Raw genomic sequence first — 24,949 nt, 5'->3', positions numbered from 1 at the left:
AAAAAGGGCCTGCCCGCGCAAGCGGACAGGCCCTTGATCGGTTGCCAAGGCAGGCGTCAGACGCCTTCGGCTTCCTTGCGGCGCTCCTCGCGCTTGCGCTCGTTGGGATCGAGGAAGCGCTTGCGGATACGGATGGACTTCGGCGTCACCTCGACCAGCTCGTCATCCTGAATCCAGGCCAGCGAGCGCTCCAGCGTCATGCGGATCGGCGGGGTGAGGCGCACCGCTTCGTCCTTCGAGGTGGTGCGGATGTTGGTGAGCTTCTTGCCCTTGAGAACGTTCACTTCCAGATCGTTCTCGCGGTTGTGCTCACCCACGATCATGCCCTGATACACCTTCCAGCCGGGCTCGATCATCATCGGGCCGCGATCTTCGAGGTTCCACAGCGCGTAGGCCACCGCCTCGCCCGCCTCGTTGGAAATCAGCACGCCGTTGCGGCGGCCGGGGATCTCGCCACGATGCGGCTGATAGGCGTGGAACAGCCGGTTCATGATGGCGGTGCCGCGCGTGTCGGTCATCAGCTCGCCCTGATAGCCGATGAGCCCACGGGTGGGGGCGTAGAACACTAGGCGCTGGCGGCTGCCGCCCGAGGGCTTCATCTCCACCATCTCGGCCCGGCGCTCGGACATCTTCTGCACCACGACGCCGGAATATTCCTCATCGACGTCGATGAGCACTTCCTCGATCGGCTCAAGAATCTCGCCGGTCGCCTCGTCCTTGGAGAACACCACGCGCGGACGCGACACGGCGATTTCGAAGCCTTCGCGGCGCATGGTCTCGATCAGCACCGAGAGCTGCAGTTCGCCGCGACCGGAGACGAAGAACGAATCCTTGTCGGAGGATTCTTCGATCTTCAGCGCGACATTGCCTTCGGCCTCGCGCAGCAGGCGGTCGCGAATGACGCGGCTCGTCACCTTGTCGCCCTCGGTGCCGGCGAGCGGCGAATCGTTGACGATGAAGGACATGGTGACGGTCGGCGGATCGATCGGCTGCGCCTTGAGCGGCTCGGACACTTCGAGCGCGCAGAAGGTGTCGGCGACCGTGCCCTTGGAAAGGCCGGCAATGGCGATGATGTCGCCCTGCACGCCTTCCTCGATCGGCTGGCGCTCGATACCACGGAAGGCGAGAATCTTGGAGACGCGGCCCTGCTCGACCAGCGAGCCGTCCTGCGCCAGAACCTTGATCGACTGGTTCGGCTTGATCGAACCGGAGGTGATGCGCCCGGTGATCATGCGGCCGAGGAAGGGGTTGGCTTCCAGCAGCGTGCCGATCATGCGGAACGGGCCGTCATCGACGGTGGGCTCGGGCACATGCTTGAGCACGAGATCGAACAGGGGAGCCATGCCCTCGTCCTGCGGGCCTTCCGGCGAATGCGCCATCCAGCCATTGCGGCCCGACCCGTAAAGGATGGGGAAGTCGAGCTGGTCGTCGGTGGCGTCAAGCGCGGCGAAGAGGTCGAACACCTCGTTGATGACTTCCTGCGCGCGGGCGTCCGAGCGGTCGACCTTGTTGATCGCTACGATGGGGCGCAGGCCGACCTTCAGCGCCTTGCCGACCACGAATTTGGTCTGCGGCATCGGGCCCTCGGCGGCGTCGACCAGCACGATGGCGCCATCCACCATGTTGAGGATGCGCTCCACCTCGCCACCGAAATCGGCGTGGCCGGGGGTGTCGACGATGTTGATCCGGGTGTCCTTCCAGACCACCGAGGTGGCCTTGGCGAGGATGGTGATGCCGCGCTCCTTTTCGAGATCGTTCGAATCCATCACACGCTCGGCGACGCGCTGGTTCTCACGGTAGGAACCGGACTGCTTCAGCAGTTCGTCCACCAGCGTGGTCTTGCCGTGGTCGACGTGGGCGATGATGGCGATGTTGCGCAGCTTCATATGAAAACACCAAAAAGCGGGCCCGAAGTCTTCGGACCCGCGTGAATTTTGCGGCGCACTATACTCACAAAGCCCGCGAGATCAACGACGGAAGCGGCGCGCCACGCCTTCGCGGGCGAAAAAGCGGTCAATGGTCGCGCCGCAATTCCCACAGCCGGCGAATCTGCGCGGGCTTGAGGATTTCGCCCTCGGCCGTGCGCAGCCACGCCACCTCGCGATGGGAAGGCGACTGGGTCATGGCGAAGGCGACCGCATCTTCCACCGAGCCGAATTCGTAGGAATCGGGCCATTTGTCAGGGGCATCCACGGTGTGGGAGGGCGGCCAGTATTGCAGCCGGACGGGCTCGTGATCGAGAGTCATGAACCTACTCCTCGCGCGCAGAGGGTCGGAGGCCGCCGCGCCCGCGCGCGCGGGAACGAGGCGCGACGTTGCCGACAACGCGCGGGCCTGCGCAAGGTTCCGCGCCGGGTGGTCGACGCGCGCGGCCACCTCAAACCCTTGAACCCACCCGCTTTGGCCCCACCTTGAAGCTATCAGACACAGGAGTGGGCCATGGTTCAGGACAACGGCAAGCCGGGCGATCCGGAATATACCGAAGCCGAGATCGACGAGAGCGTCGAGGACACCTTCCCCGCCAGCGATCCGCCGGCGCTTGGCGGCATCACCGGCGACGTGCCACCGTCCGATGGTGGCGTTCCCGGCGGCACAGAGGTCATCCCGCCGGCCCATCACGCCAGCGACGCGGACGTCGACGAGGCGCTGGACGAGAGCTTTCCCGCCAGCGACCCGCCCTCCTTCACCGGCGTGACCGGCGTCAAGGAAGCCGGCTAAGCGGACCGGCTCCCGTCAGGCGACCGGCCGCGCGGGCGGGCTGCGCTTCGCCCAGGGCCCGAAGCGGGCGTCCGGCTGGGCGGCGCGCAGCATCATCATCTCGCCGACATTCTCCGGCGAGAGCAGGCCCACCAGCCTGCCGCCGGAATCCACCACGCCGACGACGGGGGCGCCGCGCTGGGTGATGAGCGCCAGCGCGCGGTCGAGCGGGGTGCGGGTGCCGACCGTCGGCACCTCCGCCATCGCTTCCAGCACCGACGCGCCGGGCCCCTGCGCCTGCAGCGCGCGGATCATGGCGTCGCGGGTGAGCACGCCGCGCAGATGCACCGCGCCGTCGACAATGGGAAACTCCTTCTGGGTGGTGCGGATCAGCGCTTCCGCCGCATCGCCGACGCTCGCCGTCGGGCCCAGCGTCTCGAACTGGGTGATCATCGCGTCTTCCACCAGCAGGCCCTGCGCCACCTGCTTCATCTGCACCTGCCCGGCCTCGCCGGACGCGGCAAGGAAGACGAAGACGGCGATGATGATCAGCATCGGGTTGCCGAAAATGCCAAGCACGCCGAGGCCGATGGCCAGGCCCTGCCCGATGGAGGCCGCCGTCTGCGTCGCCTGCGCATGGCTCATACGCATTGCCAGCAACGCGCGCAGCACCCGCCCGCCATCCATGGGAAAGGCGGGAATGAGATTGAACACCACGAGAAAGATGTTGGCGGCGGCGAGCTTGGCGAGCAAGCTCACCTGCGGGTTTTCGATGCTCTCAATGTGCTCCATCCCGACATTGCCGCCGAGCAAGAGCAGCAGCACGGCGGCGATGACCACATTCACCGCCGGTCCGGCCAGCGCCACCACCAGCTCTTCCGAGGGCTTTTCCGGGATCCGCTCCAGCCGGGCGATGCCGCCGAACGGCCAGAGCGTGACCTCCGGCGTCTTCACCCCGTAGCGCCGCGCCGCGAAGATATGGCCGAACTCGTGCAGCAGCACGCAAAGGAAAAGCAACGCCACGAAGGCGACGCCGTCCCACGCCGCGCCCGCCCCGCCCCTCTGGTAATAGGCGACCCAGATCCAGGCGAGAAAGAGCAGAAAGGTCACGTGAATGCGGACCGCGGTACCATAGACATATCCGACGGTGAGCGACCAGGCCATGAGCGTCTCCTTACGTGGGCTCGCTAGCATAGCGAGAGCGCTGCCACATGACAGCGGAACAGCACGGATGCCGCGGGCCGATCGCCGCACGAAGCGAGGAACCAGCGCTGCGCCTCCGGGTTCTCCCCTCGAACCCGAGGAGGCTTTTCCATGGACGACAAGACCACCGCCGAAGCCATCGACCGCGTCTGGGAGATGATGGAGGACATCCGCATCTGCATGCTCGTCACCCGCGAGGGCGAGACGCTGCGCGCCCGGCCGATGGACGCCCATCCCTCGCGCGAGGAAGGCTGCGTCTGGTTCCTTTCGGACCGCCGCGGTCACAAGGATGACGAGTTGGAGCGGGACCCGCAGGCCGCGCTCACCTTCGCCAAGCCGGGCGACAACAACTACCTCTCGGTCTCCGGCCAGGCCGAAGTCTCCAACGACCGCGCCAAGATCGACGAACTCTGGAGCGACATGAACAAAGCGTTCTGGCCGCAGGGCAAGACCGACCCGAATATCTGCGTTTTGCGCTTCATTCCCGACCAGGCGGAATATTGGGACGGCCCGTCCAATTCCATCGGCGTGATGTTCAAGATGATGGCGGCGCGTCTCTCCGGCTCGACCACTGATCTCGGCGAGAACCGCAAGGTGCCGCTGGACTGAAGCCGCGCCTCGCGATCCTCAGGCGGCGCGCATCTGCTCCCGTGCCGCCTTCACGTCCCGCACCGGCGGCGCGCCGAACAGGCGCCCATATTCGCGGGTGAATTGCGGCACGCTTTCATAGCCCACCGCAAAGGCCGCCAGGCTCGCGGACACCCCTTCCGCCGCCATCAGCCGCCGCGCCTCGATCAGCCGCAGCTGCTTCTGAAACTGCAGCGGGGATAGCGAGGTGACGGCGCGGAAATGCTGGTGGAAGGTGGACACGCTCATTCCCGCCACCTCCGCGAGGCGGTTCACCGGCAAGGGCTTGGCGAACTCCGCACGCAGCAGCGCCACGGCTCGGCCGATGCGCTGGGCGTGACTATCCGGCCAGCCGAGCCGGCGAATGGCGGCGCCGTGCCGCCCGGCCAGCAGCCAGTAGTGCATTTCGCGGATCAGTGCCGCCTGCAGTACCGGCAGCGCGCCGGGACGATCGAGCAAGTGCAGCAGCCGCAGCGCCGCGCCCGCCACCTCGCCATCGGTCGGGTCGACCCGCACAGGGTCCGCCGCACCGGCCAGGGCCGGCTCCATTTCCCGCGCCAGTTCGGCGACGATGGCCAGGTCGAGTTCCAGCACCAGGGAGACATAGGGCGCGGCGTGGCTTGCCCTGGTGATCTGGCTGACGATCGGCACATCGGCGGTGATCAGCAGCGACTCGCCGGCGCGGAGCGGAAAATCGCGCCCGCCCATCGTCACCTGCTTGGCGCCCTGCACGACCAGGCAGACCAGCGGCCGGGCGATGGCGTGGCTGACGCCCGACGGGGAGGTGACGCGGAAAAACATGACGCCAGGGATCGGCGTCGTGGCGATGCCGTTGGCATCGGCGTGAAGCCGGCCGTGGCGGTCCATGATGTCGAGCAGGGTTGTCATGCCGGCATGCTAGCCCGGCGGCCGAGAAAGGAAAGCACCTTCGGAGAAATAGGCAAGAGGCTCCGCCGATCCGGCAACCACGGCCGCGCGCCGCGCGTCATATCTGTCTCACCGCAACAGGAGACGGACCCATGACCATTACCCTCATCACCGGCGGCAGCCGCGGGCTTGGCCGCAACACCGCCCTCAGCGTCGCTCGTCGGGGCGGCGATGTCGTCTTGACCTATCACAGCCGCGCCGAAGACGCGCAGGCCGTTGTGGCCGAGATCGAGGCGCTGGGCCGCAAGGCTGTGGCGCTGCAGCTCGACACCGGCACGATCGCCGACTTCCCCGCCTTCGCGGAGAAGCTGCGCGCCGCCCTTTCCGAAGTCTGGGGCCGCGAGAGCTTCGACCACCTCGTCAACAATGCCGGCCATGGCGATTACGCGCCCATCGCCGACACCAGTGAGGCGCAGTTCGACCGGCTGGTCGATGTCCATTTCAAGGGCGTGTTCTTCCTCACCCAGACGCTGCTGCCGCTGATCACTGATGGCGGGCGCATCGTCAATTTCTCCTCCGGCCTCACCCGCTTCGCCTATCCCGGCTATGCCGCCTATGCGGCGATGAAGGGCGCGGTGGAGGTGCTGACGCGCTACATGGCGAAGGAACTCGGCCCGCGCGGCATTGCCGTCAACACGGTGGCGCCGGGAGCGATCGAGACCGATTTCGGCGGTGGCGCGGTGCGCGACAATGCGGAGATCAACAAGCAGCTTGCGGGCATCACCGCGCTCGGCCGCGTCGGCGTGCCGGACGATATCGGCCCGATGGTGGCGAGCCTCTTGTCGCCCGACAATCGCTGGGTCACCGCCCAGCGCATCGAGGTGTCGGGCGGTCAGGCGATCTGAGGACGTCTTCCCACAACCCCTCATGCCCGGGCTTGACCCGGGCACCCAGCGACAGCGCGCGCCGCAAACTCTGGGTCCCCGGGTCAAGCCCGGGGATGAGGCAGGTGCGAGGGCGCCTCAGCCCCGGACCTTGCGGTCGCGATTGGCCAGCGTGCGCAGGCGCAGCGCGTTCAGCTTGATGAAGCCGGCGGCGTCGCGGTGGTCATAGGCCACCGCGCCTTCCTCGAAGGTCACGAGGTCCTGATTGTACAGCGAATAGGGCGAGGAGCGGCCGACCACCTCGACATTGCCCTTGTAGAGCTTGAGCCGAACCTCGCCGGTGACGAATTCCTGGCTCTTGTCGATCAGCGCCTGCAGCATCTCGCGCTCGGGCGAGAACCAGAAGCCGTAATAGATCAGCTCCGCATAGCGGGGCATGATGTCGTCCTTCAGATGCGCCGCGCCACGGTCGAGCGTGATGCTTTCAATGCCGCGATGCGCCTGCAGAAGGATCGTGCCGCCGGGGGTCTCGTAGACGCCGCGCGACTTCATGCCGACGAAGCGGTTCTCGACGAGGTCCAGCCGGCCGATGCCATTGGCCTTGCCGAGCTCATTCAGCCGAGTCAGCAGCGTGGCGGGAGAGAGCTTCTCGCCGTCGATCGAGACCGCGTCGCCCTTCTCGAAGCCGATGGAGATGTAGGTCGCCTTATCAGGCGCCGCCTCGGGCGAAATGGTGCGTTGGTAGACATATTCCGGCGCTTCCTCGGCCGGGTCTTCCAGCACCTTGCCCTCGGAGGAGGAGTGCAGCAGGTTGGCGTCGACCGAGAACGGCGCCTCGCCGCGCTTGTCCTTGGCGATCGGGATCTGGTGGGTTTCGGCGAATTCGAGCAGGCGGGTGCGCGAGGTCAGGTCCCATTCGCGCCACGGCGCGATCACCTTGATCTCCGGCTCCAGCGCGTAATAGGAGAGCTCGAAGCGCACCTGGTCGTTGCCCTTGCCGGTGGCACCATGCGCCACGGCGTCGGCGCCGACCTTGCGGGCGATCTCGATCTGCTTCTTCGAGATCAGCGGCCGGGCGATGGAGGTGCCGAGCAGGTACAGCCCCTCATACAGCGCATTGGCGCGGAACATCGGGAACACGTATTCGGAGACGAATTCCTCGCGCACATCCTCGATGAAGATGTTTTCCGGCTTGATGCCGAGCAGCTCGGCCTTCTTGCGCGCCGGCTCCAGTTCCTCACCCTGGCCGAGATCGGCGGTGAAGGTCACCACCTCGCAGCCATAGGTGGTCTGCAGCCATTTGAGGATCACCGAGGTGTCGAGACCGCCCGAATAGGCGAGCACCACCTTCTTCACATCGTTCGCCATATCACGTTCCGCAGGAAAGGAGCCGAGCCCGGAAGGGCGCGCGGACTATAGGCATGGCGCGCGCCGGTGCAAGCGTTGCAGCAGTGCTCAGGGCGCCGTGGGGGGAGCGGGCTGGGCCGGCGGCAGCGGCGCGGCGGGCCCTGCGGGCCCCAGCGGCTTCCAGAAACCGGCGCTCCATCCCGCCACCGCCCAATAGACCAGCCCCCCGGCGAGGCCGGCGCCGAGAATGTAGAGCATGCCGTTGAACGGCACGGGTGCATCCGGATAGGGCGGGAAAATCTGTGCCGCGATCATGGCCGAGACCGCGCCATTGGCGACATGGAACACCCAGGAGCGCACCGCGAATGCCTCGGCGAAGAGTACGCCGATCAGCGCGATACCGCCCATCAGAACGACGATGGCCATCATCGCGAAGGCCGCTGTGGTCAGCGCATCCGCCAGCGCCACCGCCTCGATCTCGGTAACGCCGGAGATCAGGTCCCCCAGCTGCCAGTAGCCGACAAGGATAATGGCCAGCGCGGCGATCATTCCCGCCACGCCGCCGAGCGGCACGATGAGGAGACGCAGCAGCAGCCGCAGCAGATTGTCCATGTCGCGCGCCCCTATTCCGCCGCCGCGGCCATCGCCCGCAGGGCGAGGCGCTCGCGGGCGGAGAGCTTCTCCGTCTCGCTTTTCAGCTGGCCGCAGGCGGCGAGGATGTCGCGCCCGCGCGGCGTGCGCACCGGGCTGGAATAGCCGGCGCGAAAGACGATGTCGGAGAACTGCTCGATCGTCTCCCAGTCCGAGCATTCATATTTCGTGCCCGGCCAGGGGTTGAAGGGGATCAGGTTGATCTTGGCGGGAATGCCGGCCAGAAGCCGCACCAGCGCCTTGGCGTCGGCCGGGCTGTCGTTCACCCCCTTGAGCATCACATATTCGAACGTGATGCGTTTGGCGTTGGACGCGGCCGGATAGGTGCGGCACGCCTCCAGCAGATCCTTCAGCGGGTATTTCTTGTTGATCGGCACCAGCACGTCGCGCAGTTCGTCGCGCACCGCGTGCAGCGAGATGGCGAGCATCGGCCCGACCTCGCGGCCAAGCTTCTCGATCTCCGGCACCACGCCGGAGGTGGACACGGTGATGCGCCTCTTGCCGATGCCGAGGCCTTCGCCATCGGCCAGCACCTCGATCGCCTTGGCGACGGAATCATAGGCGTAGAGCGGCTCGCCCATGCCCATGAACACGATATTGGTCACCAGCCGGTCGCCTTCGGTGGGAAGGCCGGGACCCGTCGCCCGCTCGCGGCCGGGAGAGTCGCCGAGCCGGTCCCGCGCCACCATCACCTGCGCCACGATTTCGGCCGCCGTGAGGTTGCGCACCAGGCGCTGGGTGCCGGTGTGGCAGAAGGAGCAGTTGAGCGTGCAGCCGACCTGGGAGGAGACGCACAGCGTGCCGCGGTCGCTCTCGGGGATGTAGACCATCTCGACATCGTGCGGCTTGTCGCCGGCAATGTCGGGCGGCAGGCGCAGCAGCCATTTGCGGGTGCCGTCATTCGACACCTGCTCCACCACCACCTCGGGACGATCCAGCGAGAAGGCGGCACTGAGCTTCTCGCGCAGCCCCTTGCCGACATTGGTCATCTCGTCGAAGGACAACGCCCCGCGCAGATAGATCCAGTGCCAGAGCTGGGCGACGCGCATGCGGCGCTCGCGCTCAGGCAGACCGATCTCGGCCAGCGCCTCGGCCAGCCCGGCGCGGTCGAGCCCGGCAAGGGAGCGCTTCGCATCCGCCCGAGGCATTTCGGCGGGCGCGCCCTCGACGGGGAGACGCGCCCCGGCGGCGGAGGCCGCTGTGGTATCGATGAGGTTCATGTCGCTATCGAAGATGTCCGTTTGCGCGCCTCATAGCACAGAGCGGCGGGGGAGGCGAATGGGCGGGGCGCCAGGCACCCGTGCGGGGGGTGCCGCCGATAATCACTTCAGCGGCACCCAGATGTCGATAACGAGGTCGTCCTCCGGCGTGGTGCGTGGGTCGGAGCGGTATTCCTCGACATAGAGGTCCTGGGCTTCCAGATCCTTGGCGTCGAGCAGGTTGGCGATCTGCTCATAGGTCGGGTCCATGGAATCATAGGGCCCACGATGGGTGAAGCGCAGCGCCCGGCCGGCGGGCGAAGCGGAAAACATCATGCCGTTCTGCGGCTTGTCCGCCGTCGCGCCCTCGAACGGTACCGCCGCCTCGAAATCGAAGCCGAGATCGTCCGTCGCGGTGTAGATGATGAAGGAGGCGCCGTTGGGCTTCAGCTTCAGCCGCGCCATCTCGGCGTCGATCTCCTTCAGCGCCGCCACGATGGTCTTGAAGGCGTCGTCCCAGTTCGCATGGCCGGGCTTCATCAGCACCGGCACCGGCTTCATCACCGATTCCTCGCCGAACCCGTCGGGCCGCTTCAGCGGGTCCGGCGCGGGAGCGACATTCTGCGTTTCCACCGCGCGCGGGTCGATCATCGGCGGGGCGATCATGTCGTCATCGTCAAGCGGCGGCGCATCAGGGCCGGCAGGCGCGGGGTTCGCGGGCGCGGCGGCGGCGGGCGGAGCGGCGGCGGGCGGGGCGGCGGCGGGCGGAGCGACGTCTTGCGCCCGCAGCGTGGCGGGCAGCGCCGGCACGGCCAGCAGCGCCAGCACGAGGAGAAGCCGGCGCGGCAGCGGGCGGGCGGAGACGTTCACCATCATGGTCGATTCACCGGAAAGGGGCGCGGCGCCGGAAACAAGACATGAACGCGACTCCTAGCATTACGCAGGCGCGCCCGCGACGGCCCGCGCGGCCCACCGCGCCGCTTCGCCGGCCCCTGTCGCCGCGCCGCGACACTCGCGCCCAGACGGGCCGGCCGGCGATAAGTCTGGCCAAGCCTCGGCGCTTCACCATATAAGGACCGCATCCTCGTCAACCCACCGGCGGCCCGTCCGCCGCTGCCGCGAAACCGGGTTCATGGCCGCGCTGGAAAACCGACCCTTCGTCAAGATGAACGGCCTCGGCAACGAGATCGTCGTGCTCGATCTGCGCGACGCCCCGCTCGACGTGCCGCCGGAAGAGGCGCGCGCCCTCGCCCGGCGGGAGGTGCTGCCCTTCGATCAGATCATGGCGCTCTATCCGCCACAGACCGAGGGCACGCGCGCTTTCGTGCGCATCATCAATTCCGACGGCTCCGAGTCCGGTGCCTGCGGCAACGGCACACGCTGCATCGCGCTTTATGAATCCGGCCGCACCGGCGCGCAGCATATGCTGTTCGAGAGCGTCGCCGGCCCGCTGGAATGCACCCTCGCCCCCGAGGGCATCACCGTCGATATGGGCGTGCCGCGTTTCGGCTGGCACGACATCCCGCTCGCCGGCCCGGTCAGCGATACCCGCGCCATCGAATTGCAGGCCGGCCCGGCGGAGGCGCCGGTGCTGCGCGCGCCGGCGGTGGTCAATGTCGGCAACCCGCACGCCATTTTCTGGGTGGAGGACATCGACGCCATCGACCTCGCCCTTCTGGGGCCGGAGCTGGAACACCATCCGATCTTCCCGGAGCGGGCCAACATCTCCGCCGCGCAGGTGGTCTCGCCCGACCACATCGTGCTGAAGGTGTGGGAGCGTGGCGTCGGCCTCACCCGTGCCTGCGGCACCGCCGCCTGCGCCACCGCCGTCTGCGCGGCGCGCCTCGGCCTCACCGGCCGGCGCGTCACCATCAGCCTGCCCGGCGGCGATCTGGTCATCGACTGGCGCGAGAGCGACGACCATATGTTGATGACCGGCCCTGCCGAATTCGAGTTCGGCGGCCGGCTCACCGCCGTCATGCTCGGCGAAGCCGAGCGCCCTGCCGCTGCGTCCGGCGAAGCCACCGCGTGACGATGCCCCTCGCCGCCCCGGCCCCTGCGTCCCCCGTTGAGGTCGTCAGTTTCGGCTGCCGACTGAACGCGCTCGATTCCGCCAGCGCAAAGGCGATGGCAGGCGCGGCGGGACTGGAGAACGCGGTGATCGTCAATACCTGTGCCGTCACCGCCGAGGCGGTGAAGCAGGCGCGCCAGACCATCCGCCGGCTCAAGCGCGAGGCGCCCACCCGCCGCATCATCGTCACCGGCTGCGCCGCGCAGACCGAGCCCGCCCGCTTCGCGGCGATGGGAGAAGTCGACCGCGTGCTCGGCAATGCCGAGAAGACCGCGCCGGAGGCGTGGCAGGCCACCCGCGCCGCGCTCGATTTCGGCCTCGGCAGCGAGGCGAAGATCGTCGTCGGCGACATCATGGCGGTACGCGAGACCGCGCCGCATCTGCTGGACGGGCCGGCCGACACGATCGAGGGACACACACGCGCCTTCGTGCAGGTGCAGGATGGCTGCGACCATCGCTGCACCTTCTGCGTCATCCCCTATGGGCGGGGCAATTCCCGCTCCGTGCCGATGGGCGCGGTCGTCGCGCGGGTGCGCGAGCTGGTGGAACAGGGCACGCGCGAAATCGTGCTCACCGGGGTCGACCTCACCTCCTACGGCGCCGGCCTTCCCGGCGCGCCACGGCTCGGCACGCTGGTGCGCACCTTGCTGCGCCATGTGCCGGAACTGCCCCGGCTGCGACTCTCCTCGCTCGATTCAGTGGAGGTCGACGACGAGCTAAGGCGCGCGCTGGCGGAAGAAGAGCGGCTGATGCCGCATCTCCACCTCTCGCTGCAGGCGGGCGACGATCTGATCCTCAAGCGGATGAAGCGCCGGCATTCGCGCCAGGACGCCATCGGCTTCTGCCGCGCCCTGCGCCAGGCGCGGCCGGATGTGGTGTTCGGCGCCGATCTCATCGCCGGCTTCCCCACGGAATCGGAGACGGCCTTCCGTGCCTCGCTCGATCTGGTGGACGCCTGCGGGCTGACGCATCTGCACGTCTTCCCCTTCTCCCCGCGCCCCGGCACCCCGGCGGCGCGCATGCCGGCGGTGGACCCCGCCCTCGTGAAGGAGCGCGCCCGCCGCCTGCGGGAAAAGGGGGCGCATGCGCTGCTGCGCCACCTCGCCGCCGAGGTCGGAGCGCGGCGCGAAGTGCTGGCCGAGCGCGGCGGCCTCGCACGCACCAAGAGCTTCACCCCGGTGCGCCTGGCCTCGGCGCTGGCGCCCGGAACGCTGACCCATATCCGCATCGCCGGCCATGACGGCGTTCGGCTGATCGCGGCATGACCGACATGAATGACGAGACGACGAAGGCCCGCCCCGGATTCTGGAAGCGCCTGACCCAGGGGCTGACCCGGACCGCCACCGGTCTGTCCACCGGCATCACCGACCTGTTCACCAAGCGCAAGCTCGATGCCGATACGCTGGAGGATCTGGAGGACGTGCTGATCCGCGCCGATCTCGGCATGGAAACCGCCGCCCGCATCGCCGCCGCTGTCGGTAAGGGCCGCTACGACAAGACCATCGAGCCGGCGGAGGTGCGCGCCCTCGTCGCTGCCGAGATCGAGGCGGTGCTAAAGCCGGTGGCGCAGCCGCTCGCCTTCGCCGGCGAGACCAAGCCGTTCATCCTGCTGATGGTCGGCGTCAACGGCTCGGGCAAGACCACGACCATCGGCAAGCTCGCCTCCACCCTGAAGGCGCAGGGCAAGAAGGTGGTGCTCGCCGCCGGCGACACGTTTCGCGCGGCGGCCATCGAGCAGTTGAAGGTCTGGGCGGAGCGCACCGGCGCCAGCCTCGTTTCCCGCGCCCCCGGTGCCGACGCCGCCGGCGTCGCCTTTGACGGGCTGCAGCAGGCCCGCGCGGAGGGCGCCGACGTGCTCATCATCGACACGGCCGGCCGGCTGCAAAACCGCGTCGAGCTGATGGCCGAGCTGGAAAAGATCGTCCGCGTGATCAAGAAGCAGGACCCTACCGCGCCCCATGCCGTGGTGCTGACGCTCGATGCCACGGTGGGCCAGAACGCCCTGCAGCAGGTGGACGCGTTCAAGCGGGTGGCGGGCGTCACCGGCCTCGTCATGACCAAGCTGGACGGCACGGCGCGCGGCGGCATCCTGGTCGCCATCGCCGCCAAGCACGGCCTGCCGATCCATCTCATCGGCGTCGGCGAGGGTATTGACGACCTGCAACCCTTCGCGGCGCGCGATTTCGCCCGCGCCATCGTCGGACTGGAGGACTGACCCATGAGCGATGCACCGTCCGGCCCCGCCACCGGCACCCGCCTGCGCACCATGCACCCGCTGCTGAAATTCGCGCTGGAAATGGGCCCGCTGGTGGTGTTCTTCATCGCCAATGGGAGGGGCGGCATTTATGTCGCCACCGGCGCCTTCATGGTCGCCACCTTCGCCGCTCTGGCTGTCATGTGGATCATCGCCCGCAAGATCGCGGTCATGCCGCTGGTCTCGGCCGGCGTGGTGCTGGTGTTCGGCACCCTCACCTTGGTGCTGCAGGACGACCATTTCATCAAGATGAAGCCGACGCTGGTGAACGCGCTGTTCGGCGTCGCTTTGCTCGGCGGGCTTTGGCTGCGCAAGCCGCTGCTGCCCTATGTGCTGGGCGATGTCTTCGTGCTCACCGACCAGGGCTGGCGCGAACTGACCATACGCTGGGGGGCGTTCTTCCTCGTCATGGCGGTGCTGAACGAAATCGTCTGGCGCAGCGTCTCCACCGACACCTGGGTGGCGTTCAAGACCTTCGGCTATCTGCCCATCACCCTCGTCTTCGCCATGGCGCAGGTGCCGCTGATGACCCGCCACGCTCCGCCCGAGAGCAAGGGCGAAGAATAGGCGGCGGGTTGTCCCGCCGCCCGCGCCCGCTCAGGGGCAGGGATTGCCGCGAAGCTGGTGCACCGCATCGATGCGCGCCAGCACCTCCGGCGTCAGTGTCACATCGACCGCGCCGATATCGGTGACGAGCTGCTCCATCGTCGTCGCGCCGATGATGACAGAGGTCATGAAATCCCGCGTCAGGCAGAAGGCGATCGCCATCTGCGAGGGATCGAGCCCGGCCTCGCGGGCGATGGCGAGATAGTCGTCGATCGCCTCCTCCGCCCCCGGCACCTGGTAACGTGTCGCGCGCTGGAACAGCGCGGTGCGAGAACCCTCGGGGAGCGCGCCCTTCTGATACTTGCCGGTGAGATAGCCCTGGCCGAGCGGGGAATAGGCGAGAAGCGCCACATCCTCGCGCAGACTCACTTCGGCAAGCGCGGTCTCATAGGTGCGGTTCAGGAGATTATAGGCGTTCTGCAGCGAGGCGACGCGCGGTGCGCCGGTCCGCTCCGCCTCGGCGAGGAATCTCATCGTGCCCCAGGCGCTCTCATTGGAGAGCCCGAAATGGCGGATCTTGCCCTCCTTCACCAGTTCGGCGAAGGCATCGAGCGTCTCGGCGATGGGGGTCTCCGGGCCGGGCGCACTCTCCCAGCGGGTCGGATTGGCGCCGAACAGCGCCACCGGCCGGCCCGGCCAGTGCAGCTGATAAAGGTCGATATAGTCGGTCTGCAGCCGCGCGAGGCTCTTTTCCACCGCCTCGCGAATCTGGCCGCGCGTGGGGCGTGCCGGCAGGCCGTCGTCGCGGAACCAGTCCATCTGCGAGAGGCCGCACACCTTGGTGGCGAGGATCACCTTGTCGCGGTTGCCGCGCGCCTTGAACCAGCTGCCGATGATGCGCTCGGTCGAGCCCTGCGTCTCGGGCTTGGGCGGAATCGAATAAAGCTCGGCGGTGTCGAAGAAATTGATGCCGTGGTCGAGCGCGTAGTCCATCTGCGCGTGGCCTTCGGCCTCTGTGTTCTGTTCGCCATAGGTCATGGTGCCGAGACAGATCGTGGAGACCTCGAGGCCGGTGCGGCCGAGCGGGCGATAGTGCATGTGGGGAGCTTTTCGCAAAGACGGGGGAATGTGCGGACAAGATAGGTAGCCCCCGGCCGGCCGGCAAGCGCGCGGCCGCCATCCTGCTCGCCTTCGGTCCCCTCACGCCACGGCTGTCAGGGCGGCGGCGGCGCGCTCCCGCCGGCCTTCAGCTCCTCCGCGATCTTGGTGAACGCCGCCGTCATCGCGGGCTCAATCAGCGCCGCGCCATAGGGGGAGAGGTGGTCGCCGTCGATATAGTAGGCCCCGTTGCGATCGCCCCAGAGATAGCGCCCGCCATGGGCGAACAGTTCGTCAAAGGAGAGAACCCACACCTTCTCCCCGCGCAGCTTGTCCAACTCCGCCTCGGCGAAGCCCTGCACCTTGCCATTAGCCTCCAAGGTGGTGGAACTCTCCTCCACCGCCTGCTCGAACTGCGCCGGACCGCTGCCATGGTCGAGGCCGAGCAAGACGGCCTGCTCGATCACCTTGCGCGGCATCACCGGATGTTCCGGCACCTGGTCGATCAGCACCACAGCGGCGCCGAGAGCGCGATAATCCTGCACCGTCGCCGCGAGATGGCTGGAGAAGGTGGCGCGCGACGTCTCGAGCGAAGGGGAGCTCGGGTCACCTTCAGGGCCAAGCGCGAAGAAGCGGCGATCCTCACGACCGGCATAGAGTGACCATCGTGCGGCCAGCACCACCACGTCAAAACCGCCCTCGCGCACCGCCTGCAACTGATCGCGCGTGGCCTGCTGGCATTCTCTCATATCAAAGGCGCCCCGGTGCAGGGCGGTGCGGTTGATCGGCGGGCAGCCCGGTAGTGCCATCTGGTAGACCGCATTGTCGCGACCGACCCCGGCGAAGGCCCGCAGGATCGAACCGGCATGGCTGTCGCCGATTAGCAGAATGCGCAGCTTCGGATTCTCAGGCGTGAACGCCGCGCAAAGGGGCGCCCGGTTTTCGCCCGGCGGCACCGGGGCGCAGTCGAGTTTGGCCGAAGGGCGGCGGAGCGAAGCCAGAAGCGTTTCGGCATAGCTGCCAGGCGCAACGCGGTCGAGCCGGCTAGGAACGCCACCGGAAAGGTTGGCATAAAGCCCAATGGTCGCGAACACGACCCCGACCAGCACGGTCGCCGTGAAAACAGCGCGACGGGACGGCAGCAGCGGCACGGGACGGCGGCGGAAGGGCTGCTCGACAAAGCGCCAGCTGAGATAGGCAAGACCCATCGAGAGCACCGCCAGCGCCATCATCAGCGCCGGCTCAGGCTCCACCAGCGAGCGGATGCGGGCGAAGGCGAAAAGCGGCTGGTGCCAGAGATAGGCGCTGTAGCTGATCAACCCGATGCCCACCAGCACCCGGGCCGACAGCACCCGCGCCACCACCGTGCCCTTGTGCGCGAACAGCACCACCAGCGCCGTCCCGCCCACCGGCACCAGCGTATAGAGGCTCGGGAACGGCGTGTTTTTGTCAAAGGCGAAAATGGCGAACAGGATCATTCCCAGCCCCAGCGCACTCAGCCCATTGCTGGCGCGCGGCAGATTTTTGCCGCCTGGCGGGTGACTCGTCGCGAGAAAGCCGCAGATCGATCCGACCTGAAGCTCCCATATACGGAACTGTGACAGATAGAAATTGGCGCGCGGCGCGTAGCGCCAGCCCCACTCGGTGGCGAGCAGACCCAGCACCGCCGCCGCGACCACGATCCAGAACAGCCGGCGCCGGCCGAACCGCCACAGCAGCACCAAGGTCAGCGGTGCGAACAGGTAATATTGCTCCTCCACCGCCAGGCTCCAGGTGTGGAGCAGCGGCTTGAGTTCGGCGGCGGCAGCGAAATAGCTTGTCTCCTGTTTCCAGAACAGGAAGTTGGAGACGGATAACACCACGGCGGTGAGGCTCTGGCCGAACTCTTTCAGCTGCTCGGGGATCATCCACAGCCAGGCGAAGGGCAGGCAGGCCAGCATTACCACGCTGAGCGCCGGCACGATGCGCCGCGCCCGCCGCTCATAGAAACGCGCGATGGAAAACGTCCCAGCCTCAATCTCGTTGAGCAGGATGATCGTAATCAGATAGCCGCTGATGACGAAGAAGACGTCGACCCCGACATAACCCCCGGAGAAAGCTCCAAATCCGGCATGGAACAGGATCACAGGAACGACGGCGACGGCCCGAAGGCCGTCGATCTCACTTCGGTACTTCATGTGCCCCCGCACAGGCTGACTACGCACGATACGCCCCGGACCGGGTGTTAGCCCGCCCCGCCGCCCCCGTCGAGAACCCACAGGACACACAACGTCACAATCCTGCCATCAGCCGCAGGGGTAGCGGAGGTACGTCAGTCAGGAGTCGCAGTGCCGGCAGGGGCCCGGGGTTTCAGCGTCGCCAGAAACGCCTCCACCACCGGCAGCATGCGCGCGACGATGATGTCCACCCCCGCCGCCGTGGGATGCACGCCATCGGGCAGGTTCAGTGCGGGGGTACCGGCCACGCCATCGAGAAAGAACGGGTAGAGCGGCACATTGTATTTCCGCGCCAGCTTTTCATAGATGCCATCGAAACGCGCCTGATAGGCACTGCCGAGATTGGGCGGCGCGCGCATGCCGGCCATCAGCACCGGAATGCCACGCGCCTTCAGCCGCGCCAGAATGGCGTCGAGCGACCGCTCGGGGATCGCCGGATCGAGGCCGCGCAGCGCGTCATTGGCGCCGAGTTCAAGGATCACGCCGTCCGTCCCCTCGGGGATCGACCAGTCCAGCCGGGCGAGGCCGGCGCTGGTGGTGTCGCCGGAGACGCCGGCATTCGCGATCACAACCTCGTGTCCCTTGGCCCGCAGCGCCTCCTGCAGCCGTACCGGAAAGGCCTGGCTGGCGGCGAGGCCGTAGCCGGCGGTGAGGCTGTCGCCAAACGCCACCAGGCGCACGGGTTCGGCGGTGGTGGCAGTGGCGGTGGTCGTCGCGCCAAGCAGCACAAGGCCGCAGAACGCAAAGAGCCGATGGAGCAATCGTGACAAGAGCCTACCCTTTCGGAAGCGGTGCAGCGCAACATATGGTGCACGGGATGCCGGCCTCCAGAGGACAAGCCCCAGCCGGCCCGCAACAGACGCGAAAAGAGCCCCATGCCTTCTGACACGACAAAGGCCACCGCCATCCGCCTCGATGGCGTCGAACTCTCCCTCGGCAGCGGCGCGGCGCGCGTGCATATCCTCAAGGGCGTTTCGCTCGCCATTCGCCAGGGCGAGGCGGTCGGCCTCGTCGGGTCGTCCGGCTCGGGCAAGTCGAGCCTGCTCATGGTGCTGGCCGGCTTGGAGCGGGCGGATTCCGGCCGGGTCGAGGTGGCGGGACAGGAACTCACCGGACTCGACGAGGACGCGCTGGCGCGGTTTCGCGGCCGGCATGTCGGCATCGTCTTTCAGGCCTTCCACCTCATCCCGACCATGACCGCGCTGGAAAACGTGGCCGTGCCGCTGGAACTGGCCGGCCGAGCCGACGCCTTCGCCCGCGCCGCCGCCGAACTCACCGCCGTCGGCCTCGGCCACCGGCTCGATCACTACCCTTCCCAGCTCTCCGGCGGCGAGCAGCAGCGCGTGGCGGTGGCCCGCGCCCTGGCGCCGGAACCGCGCATCCTCGTCGCCGACGAGCCGACCGGCAATCTCGACGAGGCGACCGGCAAGCAGATCATGGACCTTCTGTTCGAGGCGCAGACGCGGCGTGGCGCCACTCTCGTCATCGTCACCCATGACCCGACGCTGGCCCGCCGCTGCGACCGCATGGTGCGGCTGCGCTCCGGTGCCGTCGAGACGGCGGACGCCTTGGCCGGCGCCGGAATCCCGGCATGAGCACCGACCAGATTTCGACACCGGCGGCTGCCGCCGGCCATGCCGTGCCGACGCGCGCGCCGAGCCGCCGTACCCTGCCGCTGCGCTTCGCCCTTCGGGAATTGCGCGGCGGCCTGCGCGGTTTCGCCGTCTTCCTCGCCTGCCTCGCGCTCGGTGTCGCCGCCATTGCCGGTGTCGGCGCCTTCTCGCGGGCGCTGACCGACGGTCTGGCGCGCGAGGGCACGACGCTGCTCGGCGGCGATGCCGCCTTTACCCTCGTGCAGCGCGAGGCGAGCCCGGAGGAATACCGGCTCATTGAGGCGGGCGGGCGTGTCTCCACCGTCGCCACCCTGCGCGCCATGGCGCGTGCCGGCAGCGGCGAGGCGCTCGACGCCACGCTGGCGGAGGTGAAGGCGGTGGACGGCGTCTACCCCATGGTCGGCACGCTCGACATCGTGCCGCAGCAGCCGCTCGCCGCGGCACTGGCCCGTGACGGCGACGCCTATGGCGCGCTGGTCGACCCCGCCCTCGCCGACCGGCTGCAGCTGAAGATTGGCGATCGCTTCCAGCTCGGCGCCGCGACGCTCATCCTGCGCGGCACCTTGGAGCGCGAGCCGGACCTGCTCTCCACCGGCATCGGCTTCGGCCCGCGCGTGCTAATCGGGATCGACGCGCTGCGCGCCAGCGATCTGCTGCAGCCCGGCAGCCTGGTACGCTGGCATTACCGCGTGCGGATGGACCGGCCCGCCGAACTCTCCGCCTTTGTCGACGAGGTACAGAAGGGCGCGCCGGAGGCCGGCTTCGAGGCGCGCACCCGCGACGCCGCCGCTCCCCGGCTGGAGAATAATGTCCGCCGCTTCACCGAATATCTCACCCTGGTCGGCCTCACCGCCCTCCTCGTCGGCGGCGTCGGCGTTGCCAATGCGGTGAAGAGCCATCTCGACGCCAAACGCGGCGTCATCGCCACTTTCAAGAGCCTCGGCGCGCCGGGGCGGACGGTGTTTGCGATCTACCTAGCGGAAGTCGGGCTTATCGCGGCCATCGGCATCGGCATCGGCATCGCGGTGGGCTCGTCCCTGCCCTTCCTCGCCAATGCCGCCGTCGGCCACCTGCTGCCGGTGGCCATCGAGCCGAGCCTGCAGCCGGGCGCGATTCTGCTGGCGCTGGCCTATGGTGCGCTCATCGCCCTGGCCTTCGCGCTCTGGCCGCTGGGCCTCGCCCATGACGTGCCGGTTTCGGCGCTGTTCCGCGAGCATGTGGAAGGTGGCCGCCGCCGGCCGCGCCTCGTCTACATCGCCCTCACCTCGCTCGCCGTGCTGGCGCTGGCGGCACTCGCCGTCTACGCCTCGGAACAGCGCAACATCGCGATGATCTATCTAGCAGCGGCGGCAAGCGTGCTCGTGGTGCTGCGGCTGGTCGGCGCCGGCATCATGGCCATCGCCCGCCGGCTGCCGCGCCCGCGCTCCACGGCACTGCGGCTCGCCCTCGCCAATATCCACCGCCCGGCGGCGCTCACCCCCACCATCGTGCTTTCGCTCGGCCTCGGCCTCACGCTGCTGGTGACGCTGGCGCTGATCGACCGCAGCCTGACGCGCGAGCTCACCTCGCGCCTGCCGACGGAAGCACCGAGCTTCTTCTTTCTCGACATCCAGAACACAGAGACCGAGGCCTTCACCCGCTTCCTCAAGCAGAAGGCGCCGGAGGGCGAGGTGGAGGTGGTGCCGATGCTGCGCGGCCGCATCCTCACTTTGGGCGGGCGGGCGGCGGAAAGCCTTGACCCGCCGCCGGAATTTGCCTGGGTGCTGTCCTCCGACCGCGGCATCACCTATGCACAGACGCTGCCGGAAGGCTCGGTTCTTGCCGGTGGGGAGTGGTGGCCGGCCGATTATGCCGGGCCGCCGCTGGTCTCCTTCGAGCGCGAGATCGCCGACGCCTTCGGCCTCAAGATCGGCGACGAGGTGACAGTGAACGTGCTCGGCCGTTCCATCACCGCCACCATCGCCAATCTGCGCGATGTGGAGTGGGAGCGGCTCGCCATCAACTTCGTCATGGTGTTCTCGCCCAACACCTTCGCCGGCGCGCCGCACACCTCGCTGGCGACGCTGACTCTGCCGGAAGGCGGCGATCTCGCCACCGAACGCAGCCTCGGCCGCGCCGTGGCGGCGGATTTCCCCGCCGTCACCGCCGTGCGGGTGAAGGAAGCGCTGACCCAGATCGGCGAGATCGTCGGCAATCTGCTGATCGCCATACGCGGCGCCAGCCTCGTCACCTTGCTTTCCAGCGTGCTGGTGCTTGCCGGCGCGCTGGCGGCTGGCCAGCACCACCGGGTGTATGACGCGGTGATCCTGAAGACGCTCGGCGCCACAAGGGCGCGGCTCGTCGCCGCCTATGGGCTCGAATATGCCGCGCTCGGCCTCGTCACATCAGTGGTGGCGGTCGGCGCCGGCACGGCGGCGGCCTATGTGGTGGTGGTCTATGTGATGAAGCTGGACTTTGCCTGGTCCACCGGCGCGGCGCTCGGCGCCGTCGCGGTGGCGCTGGTGCTCACCGTCGGCTTCGGCCTCATCGGCACCTGGCGGGCGCTGGGGCAGAAACCGGCGCGCATCCTGCGCAATCTGTAGCGCGCCGGGCACCAGGCCGGGGCCGCGCGCCCCGTGCCGTAGCGTCAAACCTGTCGCAAACTTCACTTGCGGCAGGAAGGGCGCACCCTCATATTCACGGTGAATTCCCACGCTTCCCGGCATGTCGCCGGGATCGGTGGGCCACGGGATTATCGGGAGAGGATCCGACCATGTCCGACTTTAACCGCAACGTCTCCGTGCCGCGCTTCGGGGCGACGGCGGCCCGGACGCAGGCCGAGATCGACCAGGGCCTGCGCGCCTATATGCTGCGCGTCTACAACTACATGACGCTCGGCCTCGCCATCACGGGCGCGGCGGCGCTCGGTATCTATATGCTCGCCGTCTCTGACGTGGCGACGCCCTACCAGTTCGCCGGCATCTACCTCACCGAGTTCGGCGCGACCCTGTTCGGCAGCCCGCTGCGCTATGTCGTGATGTTTGCCCCGCTGGCCGCCGTGCTGTTCCTCAGCTTCCGGGTCGACCGGCTGAGCGTTGCCACCGCGCAGACCATCTTCTGGGTCTATGCCGCGCTCGTCGGCGTGTCGCTGGCCAGCATCTTCCTGGTCTACACGCATGAGAGCATCGTCCGGGTGTTCTTCATCACTGCGGCGGCGTTCGGTGGCCTCAGCCTCTACGGCTACACCACCTCGCGCAGCCTGTCGGGCCTCGGCTCGTTCCTCGTCATGGGCCTGATCGGCATTCTGGTCGCCATGGTGGTGAACATCTTCCTCGTCTCCTCGATGCTGCAGTTCATCATCTCGGTGGTGGGCGTGCTGGTGTTCGCGGGCCTCACCGCCTACGACACCCAGCGCATCAAGGAGATGTACTTCGCCGGCGACGACGACGTGGTGGCCGGCCGCAAGGCGATCATGGGCGCGCTGACGCTCTATCTCGACTTCATCAACATGTTCATCATGCTGCTGCAGCTGTTCGGCAACCGGAACAACTGAGCGCTCTGACGACATCAAGCAGAGGAAAAGCCCCGGCCCGTGCCGGGGCTTTTTCGTTGGGCCTCCCGCCCGGCCTACCGCTCTCGCCCTGGGGAATGGCCCTACTATCCCGCCCAACTCGGTAAGGAAGGAGGACGCCATGAGCTATGTCGACGGTTTCGTCATCGCCGTGCCGACAGCCAACAAGGAGGCCTACCGCACCATGGCGGAGAAGACGGCGCCGATCTTCTTCGATCACGGCGCCCTGCGACTGATGGAGACCTGGGAAGACGACGTGCCGCACGGCAAGCTGACCGATTTCCATCGGGCGGTGCAGGCGACGGCCGAGGAAGCCGTGGTGTTTTCCTGGATCGAATGGCCCTCGCGCGAGGCGCGCGACGCCGGCATGAAGGCGTTCATGGACGACCCGCGCCTCAAGGAATTCACCGACATGCCCTTCGATGGCGCCCGCATGATCTTTGGCGGCTTCACCCCGCTGGTCGACATGCGGCCGGGCTGAGGCCTTGCCCCACGCCTTCACAACGGATGTGACCAGCGAGTGATTGTCGCCATGCCGGCCGGGCGCTACATAGCCTTGGCCGGCGCCGGCCAGAAGAGCCGCGCCCCGGGAGGCTGAGCCGGTCAGGGCGTACCGCCTGACGGGTTCTCCAGCCTCCCCCTGACGGAGAGGCGGAACCCATGAACTGGGCGGATTTCAAGCGCGACGCGAATCTCATCGACGGGCAGTGGGTCGGCGCCGACAGCGGCGGCACGATCGAGGTCACCAACCCGGCCACGGGCGAAGTGATCGGCACCGTGCCCAATGCCGGCACGGATGAGACCCGCCGCGCCATCGCCGCCGCCGAGCGTGCCTTCGAGAGCTTCTCGCGCACCACGGCGGATGAACGCGCCAAACTGCTGCGCCGCCTCTACACCGCCATCATGGACAATCAGCGCGCACTCGCCGAGCTGCTGACCATCGAGCAGGGCAAGCCGCTCACCGAATCCATGGGCGAGGTCGGCGCCAGCGCCGCCTATGTGCTGTGGTTTTCGGAAGAAGCCCGCCGCGTCTATGGCGACGTGATTCCCTCGCCCTGGGCTGAGCGGCGCATCCTCGCGACCAAGCAGCCTGTCGGCGTGGTCGCCGCCATCACGCCGTGGAACTTCCCCTCCTCCATGGCGGCGCGCAAGATCGGCCCGGCGCTCGCCACCGGCTGCACCTCGGTGATGAAGCCGGCGACCCAGACCCCCTATTCCGGCCTCGCCTGGGGCGTGCTGTGCGAACAGGCCGGCTATCCCAAGGGCGTGGTCAACATCCTCACCGGCTCGGCCTCGGCCATTGGCGGCGAGATGACCACGAACCCGATCGTGCGCAAGATCACCTTCACCGGCTCCACCCCCATCGGCAAGCTCTTGATGAAGCAGGCCGCCGACACGGTGAAGCGCGTGTCGATGGAACTCGGTGGCAACGCGCCCTTCGTCATTTTTGACGACGCCGATCTCGACAAGGCGGTGGAAGGCGCCATCGCCTCCAAATACCGCAACTCCGGCCAGACCTGCGTCTGCGCCAATCGTTTCTATGCCCAGGCCGGGATCTATGACGCGTTCGTGGAAAAGCTCGCCGCCGCCTCGGCCAAGCTGAAGGTCGGCTCCGGCCTCGAGGAAGGCGTCGTTCAGGGCCCGCTGATCGACGACAAGGCGGTGGCCAAGACCGAGAGCTTCGTCGCCGACGCGCTCGCCAAGGGCGGCAAGGTCGTCACCGGCGGCGGGCGGCATGCGCTCGGCGGCCAGTTCTTCCAGCCCACCGTCATCGCCGATGCGACGGCGGAGATGAATTTCGCCCGCGAGGAAATCTTCGGCCCGGTCGCCCCGGTGTTCCGCTTCGAGACCGAGGAAGAAGCGGTGCGCCTCGCCAACGACACCGAGTTCGGCCTTGCCTGCTATTTCTACACGCGCGATCTCGCCCGTGCCTTCCGCGTCTCGGAAAATCTGCGCTACGGCCAGGTCGGCATCAATGCCGGCGTCATCACCACGGAAGTCGCGCCCTTCGGCGGGGTGAAGGAATCCGGCGTCGGCCGCGAAGGTTCGAAATACGGCATCGAGGAATATCTCGATGTGAAATATGTGTGCATTGGCGGCCTGTAAGCCGGCAAAATACGCGTGAG

23 protein-coding genes are annotated in these 24,949 nt (G+C 67.7%); 12 read left to right on the top strand and 11 right to left on the bottom strand.

All coding sequences use genetic code 11. The features are described 5' to 3' along the window. Positions 1–56: 56 nt before the first annotated feature. Both typA and J2S75_RS17215 read right to left on the bottom strand, forming a co-directional pair. Positions 57–1,886, bottom strand: coding sequence for a translational GTPase TypA (gene typA / locus J2S75_RS17220; protein ID WP_307021613.1), 1,830 nt, complete (start codon positions 1,884–1,886; stop codon positions 57–59). 127 nt (positions 1,887–2,013) lie between these two features. After that, positions 2,014–2,247, bottom strand: coding sequence for a hypothetical protein (locus J2S75_RS17215; RefSeq protein WP_307021611.1), 234 nt, complete (start codon positions 2,245–2,247; stop codon positions 2,014–2,016). 192 nt (positions 2,248–2,439) lie between these two features. Here J2S75_RS17215 and J2S75_RS17210 point away from each other — a divergent pair, with 192 nt between their 5' ends. After that, complete coding sequence (locus J2S75_RS17210; protein WP_307021609.1) at positions 2,440–2,718, top strand: hypothetical protein; 279 nt, start codon at positions 2,440–2,442, stop codon at positions 2,716–2,718. Between the two features lie 15 nt (positions 2,719–2,733). On the opposite strand, the gene J2S75_RS17205 is transcribed toward J2S75_RS17210, so the two are convergent. Then, on the bottom strand, positions 2,734–3,861 hold the full coding sequence (locus J2S75_RS17205; RefSeq protein WP_307021607.1) for a site-2 protease family protein: 1,128 nt from the start codon (positions 3,859–3,861) through the stop codon (positions 2,734–2,736). A 150-nt stretch (positions 3,862–4,011) separates the two neighbouring features. Here J2S75_RS17205 and J2S75_RS17200 point away from each other — a divergent pair, with 150 nt between their 5' ends. After that, on the top strand, positions 4,012–4,509 hold the full coding sequence (locus J2S75_RS17200; protein ID WP_307021605.1) for a pyridoxamine 5'-phosphate oxidase family protein: 498 nt from the start codon (positions 4,012–4,014) through the stop codon (positions 4,507–4,509). A gap of 18 nt (positions 4,510–4,527) precedes the next feature. On the opposite strand, the gene J2S75_RS17195 is transcribed toward J2S75_RS17200, so the two are convergent. Further along, complete coding sequence (locus J2S75_RS17195) at positions 4,528–5,415, bottom strand: AraC family transcriptional regulator (protein ID WP_307021604.1); 888 nt, start codon at positions 5,413–5,415, stop codon at positions 4,528–4,530. Positions 5,416–5,546: 131 nt separating this feature from the next. Here J2S75_RS17195 and J2S75_RS17190 point away from each other — a divergent pair, with 131 nt between their 5' ends. After that, entirely contained in the window at positions 5,547–6,299 is a 753-nt protein-coding gene (locus J2S75_RS17190) for an SDR family NAD(P)-dependent oxidoreductase (protein ID WP_307021603.1), read from the top strand. A gap of 117 nt (positions 6,300–6,416) precedes the next feature. On the opposite strand, the gene J2S75_RS17185 is transcribed toward J2S75_RS17190, so the two are convergent. The 4 genes from J2S75_RS17185 to J2S75_RS17170 all read right to left on the bottom strand — a co-directional run bounded on the left by J2S75_RS17185 (position 6,417) and on the right by J2S75_RS17170 (position 10,351). After that, complete coding sequence (locus J2S75_RS17185; RefSeq protein WP_307021601.1) at positions 6,417–7,646, bottom strand: argininosuccinate synthase; 1,230 nt, start codon at positions 7,644–7,646, stop codon at positions 6,417–6,419. Positions 7,647–7,733: 87 nt separating this feature from the next. Next, positions 7,734–8,237, bottom strand: coding sequence for a hypothetical protein (locus J2S75_RS17180; protein ID WP_307021599.1), 504 nt, complete (start codon positions 8,235–8,237; stop codon positions 7,734–7,736). Between the two features lie 11 nt (positions 8,238–8,248). Next, complete coding sequence (gene rlmN / locus J2S75_RS17175) at positions 8,249–9,496, bottom strand: dual-specificity RNA methyltransferase RlmN (RefSeq protein ID WP_370874161.1); 1,248 nt, start codon at positions 9,494–9,496, stop codon at positions 8,249–8,251. 102 nt (positions 9,497–9,598) lie between these two features. Continuing rightward, positions 9,599–10,351, bottom strand: coding sequence for a GyrI-like domain-containing protein (locus J2S75_RS17170; protein ID WP_307021597.1), 753 nt, complete (start codon positions 10,349–10,351; stop codon positions 9,599–9,601). Positions 10,352–10,607: 256 nt separating this feature from the next. On the opposite strand from J2S75_RS17170, the gene dapF reads away from it, so the two are divergent. Genes dapF through J2S75_RS17150 form a run of 4 tightly spaced genes read left to right on the top strand, consistent with a single transcriptional unit; the run spans position 10,608 to position 14,367 of the window. Then, positions 10,608–11,507 carry a diaminopimelate epimerase gene (gene dapF / locus J2S75_RS17165; RefSeq protein WP_307021595.1) on the top strand — a complete coding sequence of 300 codons (900 nt, stop codon included), beginning with the start codon at positions 10,608–10,610 and terminating at the stop codon, positions 11,505–11,507. Between the two features lie 2 nt (positions 11,508–11,509). Next, positions 11,510–12,811 (top strand): tRNA (N(6)-L-threonylcarbamoyladenosine(37)-C(2))-methylthiotransferase MtaB, encoded by a 1,302-nt coding sequence (mtaB, locus tag J2S75_RS17160; protein ID WP_307021720.1) that lies wholly within the window; start codon positions 11,510–11,512, stop codon positions 12,809–12,811. Further along, entirely contained in the window at positions 12,808–13,761 is a 954-nt protein-coding gene (gene ftsY / locus J2S75_RS17155) for a signal recognition particle-docking protein FtsY (protein WP_307021593.1), read from the top strand. Before mtaB ends, ftsY begins: the two co-directional genes overlap by 4 nt. A gap of 3 nt (positions 13,762–13,764) precedes the next feature. Then, positions 13,765–14,367, top strand: a complete 603-nt coding sequence (locus J2S75_RS17150) for a septation protein A (RefSeq protein WP_307021591.1) — start codon at positions 13,765–13,767, stop codon at positions 14,365–14,367. Between the two features lie 30 nt (positions 14,368–14,397). Here the strand turns inward: J2S75_RS17150 and J2S75_RS17145 are convergent, their stop codons facing one another. The 3 genes from J2S75_RS17145 to J2S75_RS17135 form a co-directional block, all read right to left on the bottom strand. Beyond that, positions 14,398–15,444, bottom strand: a complete 1,047-nt coding sequence (locus tag J2S75_RS17145; RefSeq protein ID WP_307021589.1) for an aldo/keto reductase — start codon at positions 15,442–15,444, stop codon at positions 14,398–14,400. Positions 15,445–15,560: 116 nt separating this feature from the next. Further along, positions 15,561–17,621, bottom strand: coding sequence for an acyltransferase family protein (locus J2S75_RS17140; protein ID WP_307021587.1), 2,061 nt, complete (start codon positions 17,619–17,621; stop codon positions 15,561–15,563). Between the two features lie 134 nt (positions 17,622–17,755). Further along, positions 17,756–18,421: an arylesterase gene (locus J2S75_RS17135; protein ID WP_307021718.1), complete on the bottom strand. Its 666-nt coding sequence runs from the start codon at positions 18,419–18,421 to the stop codon at positions 17,756–17,758. A 114-nt stretch (positions 18,422–18,535) separates the two neighbouring features. Here J2S75_RS17135 and J2S75_RS17130 point away from each other — a divergent pair, with 114 nt between their 5' ends. From J2S75_RS17130 to J2S75_RS17110, 5 genes are all read left to right on the top strand, one after another. Beyond that, the gene (locus J2S75_RS17130) at positions 18,536–19,255 is read left to right on the top strand and encodes an ABC transporter ATP-binding protein (RefSeq protein WP_307021585.1); all 720 of its coding nucleotides are present in this window, start codon (positions 18,536–18,538) and stop codon (positions 19,253–19,255) included. Next, complete coding sequence (locus tag J2S75_RS17125) at positions 19,252–21,855, top strand: ABC transporter permease (protein WP_307021583.1); 2,604 nt, start codon at positions 19,252–19,254, stop codon at positions 21,853–21,855. The genes J2S75_RS17130 and J2S75_RS17125 overlap by 4 nt, the downstream gene beginning before the upstream one ends. Before the next feature lie 170 nt (positions 21,856–22,025). After that, positions 22,026–22,805: a Bax inhibitor-1/YccA family protein gene (locus J2S75_RS17120; RefSeq protein WP_307021582.1), complete on the top strand. Its 780-nt coding sequence runs from the start codon at positions 22,026–22,028 to the stop codon at positions 22,803–22,805. Between the two features lie 139 nt (positions 22,806–22,944). Then, positions 22,945–23,304, top strand: coding sequence for a DUF1428 domain-containing protein (locus tag J2S75_RS17115; RefSeq protein WP_307021581.1), 360 nt, complete (start codon positions 22,945–22,947; stop codon positions 23,302–23,304). A gap of 179 nt (positions 23,305–23,483) precedes the next feature. Then, positions 23,484–24,929, top strand: a complete 1,446-nt coding sequence (locus J2S75_RS17110; protein ID WP_307021579.1) for an NAD-dependent succinate-semialdehyde dehydrogenase — start codon at positions 23,484–23,486, stop codon at positions 24,927–24,929. Positions 24,930–24,949 lie beyond the last annotated feature (20 nt).

The sequence above is a fragment of the Ancylobacter polymorphus genome (assembly GCF_030813495.1).
Lineage (GTDB): Bacteria > Pseudomonadota > Alphaproteobacteria > Rhizobiales > Xanthobacteraceae > Ancylobacter > Ancylobacter polymorphus.
Note: the sequence above shows the minus strand (reverse complement) of the source record. Positions and strands in the feature narration are given on the sequence as shown.

Excerpts from the sequence above, each read along its gene's own strand:
- J2S75_RS17190 (WP_307021603.1), top strand. The coding sequence starts at position 5,547 with ATGACCATTACCCTCATCACCGGCGGCAGCCGCGGGCTTGGCCGCAAC.
- J2S75_RS17170 (WP_307021597.1), bottom strand. The coding sequence starts at position 10,351 with ATGATGGTGAACGTCTCCGCCCGCCCGCTGCCGCGCCGGCTTCTCCTC.
- J2S75_RS17125 (WP_307021583.1), top strand. The coding sequence starts at position 19,252 with ATGAGCACCGACCAGATTTCGACACCGGCGGCTGCCGCCGGCCATGCC.
- ftsY (WP_307021593.1), top strand. The coding sequence starts at position 12,808 with ATGACCGACATGAATGACGAGACGACGAAGGCCCGCCCCGGATTCTGG.
- J2S75_RS17205 (WP_307021607.1), bottom strand. The coding sequence starts at position 3,861 with ATGGCCTGGTCGCTCACCGTCGGATATGTCTATGGTACCGCGGTCCGC.
- J2S75_RS17200 (WP_307021605.1), top strand. The coding sequence starts at position 4,012 with ATGGACGACAAGACCACCGCCGAAGCCATCGACCGCGTCTGGGAGATG.
- J2S75_RS17210 (WP_307021609.1), top strand. The coding sequence starts at position 2,440 with ATGGTTCAGGACAACGGCAAGCCGGGCGATCCGGAATATACCGAAGCC.
- J2S75_RS17185 (WP_307021601.1), bottom strand. The coding sequence starts at position 7,646 with ATGGCGAACGATGTGAAGAAGGTGGTGCTCGCCTATTCGGGCGGTCTC.
- mtaB (WP_307021720.1), top strand. The coding sequence starts at position 11,510 with ATGCCCCTCGCCGCCCCGGCCCCTGCGTCCCCCGTTGAGGTCGTCAGT.
- J2S75_RS17145 (WP_307021589.1), bottom strand. The coding sequence starts at position 15,444 with ATGCACTATCGCCCGCTCGGCCGCACCGGCCTCGAGGTCTCCACGATC.
- dapF (WP_307021595.1), top strand. The coding sequence starts at position 10,608 with ATGGCCGCGCTGGAAAACCGACCCTTCGTCAAGATGAACGGCCTCGGC.
- J2S75_RS17195 (WP_307021604.1), bottom strand. The coding sequence starts at position 5,415 with ATGACAACCCTGCTCGACATCATGGACCGCCACGGCCGGCTTCACGCC.
- J2S75_RS17130 (WP_307021585.1), top strand. The coding sequence starts at position 18,536 with ATGCCTTCTGACACGACAAAGGCCACCGCCATCCGCCTCGATGGCGTC.
- J2S75_RS17110 (WP_307021579.1), top strand. The coding sequence starts at position 23,484 with ATGAACTGGGCGGATTTCAAGCGCGACGCGAATCTCATCGACGGGCAG.
- rlmN (WP_370874161.1), bottom strand. The coding sequence starts at position 9,496 with ATGAACCTCATCGATACCACAGCGGCCTCCGCCGCCGGGGCGCGTCTC.
- J2S75_RS17115 (WP_307021581.1), top strand. The coding sequence starts at position 22,945 with ATGAGCTATGTCGACGGTTTCGTCATCGCCGTGCCGACAGCCAACAAG.
- J2S75_RS17120 (WP_307021582.1), top strand. The coding sequence starts at position 22,026 with ATGTCCGACTTTAACCGCAACGTCTCCGTGCCGCGCTTCGGGGCGACG.
- J2S75_RS17140 (WP_307021587.1), bottom strand. The coding sequence starts at position 17,621 with ATGAAGTACCGAAGTGAGATCGACGGCCTTCGGGCCGTCGCCGTCGTT.
- typA (WP_307021613.1), bottom strand. The coding sequence starts at position 1,886 with ATGAAGCTGCGCAACATCGCCATCATCGCCCACGTCGACCACGGCAAG.
- J2S75_RS17180 (WP_307021599.1), bottom strand. The coding sequence starts at position 8,237 with ATGGACAATCTGCTGCGGCTGCTGCTGCGTCTCCTCATCGTGCCGCTC.
- J2S75_RS17215 (WP_307021611.1), bottom strand. The coding sequence starts at position 2,247 with ATGACTCTCGATCACGAGCCCGTCCGGCTGCAATACTGGCCGCCCTCC.
- J2S75_RS17150 (WP_307021591.1), top strand. The coding sequence starts at position 13,765 with ATGAGCGATGCACCGTCCGGCCCCGCCACCGGCACCCGCCTGCGCACC.